Source organism: Streptomyces oceani, assembly GCF_001751245.1.
Classification (GTDB): Bacteria; Actinomycetota; Actinomycetes; order Streptomycetales; family Streptomycetaceae; genus Streptomyces; species Streptomyces oceani.
In genome coordinates, this window is record NZ_LJGU01000067.1 from 1 (window position 1) to 841 (window position 841).

The 841-nt window shown below is 73.8% G+C and carries 1 pseudogene; it reads right to left on the reverse strand.

From position 1 onward, the window contains the following. Positions 1–841 (reverse strand): annotated as a pseudogene (locus AN216_RS28890) (hypothetical protein); the annotation flags it as partial.

The window sequence follows — 841 nt, forward strand, 5'->3', positions numbered from 1 at the left end:
AGAGCGGCCTGGCACAGGTCGCGCGCCCGCTCCGGCGCTCCGCCGCGACGCAGCACCCGGGCGAGCGCCAGCCCCGTACGCGCTGTCATCCGCGCCCGACCCTCCTCCACGGCCCGCGCGCGTGCCTGCTCCAGGAGGCTCTGGGCGCGCTCCAGTTCGTCGAGTTCCGTCAACGCCCGACCCAGCTGGTAGTCCTGCAGCATGACGCCGTACGGATTCCGGTTGGCGCTGTGCATGTCCCGGCACTCCGCATGGTCCGCCGCCGCCTCCCGCCACTCGCCACGTGCCGCGTGCAGCCGTCCGCGAGCCTCTACGGCGGATGCCGCGACCTTGCGTTCCAGCGCGGAGTCGCCCAACAGGGGGATCGCCTGCCACGCCTGCCCCACCTCCGCCTCGGCTTCCGCGAACCGCCCGTCCTCCCACAGCACCCTGGCGAGCTGGCAACGCATCCGTACCAGTGCGGGAGCCTGGGAGAGCCGCCCAGCGGCCCAGACGCCGGTACGGAAGGCGGCGATGGCGTCCTGTGGATGTGGATGGTCCTGATAGTGGGTCCACAACGGTTCGCACAGCGCCACCGTCGCCCGGTCCAGGCTCGACGAGGCCGCGCGGCGCACGAGTTCGTACAGCACCTGCCGCTCCTCCTCCAGCCAGCGCATCGCCCGGGCACTGTCCGGGAACGGCAGGTCCGGCGTCCCCGGCAACTCCGGCACGTCTTCCGCGACCCGCAGCCGAGGCCCCGCCGCGACCAGGTCGGCGCGCTGCGCCTGGCGTGCGTACCAGTCGATGAGCCGACCGACCGCCGCCTCAGCGGCTTCCGGCCCCACCGCACCGACCCGCGCCG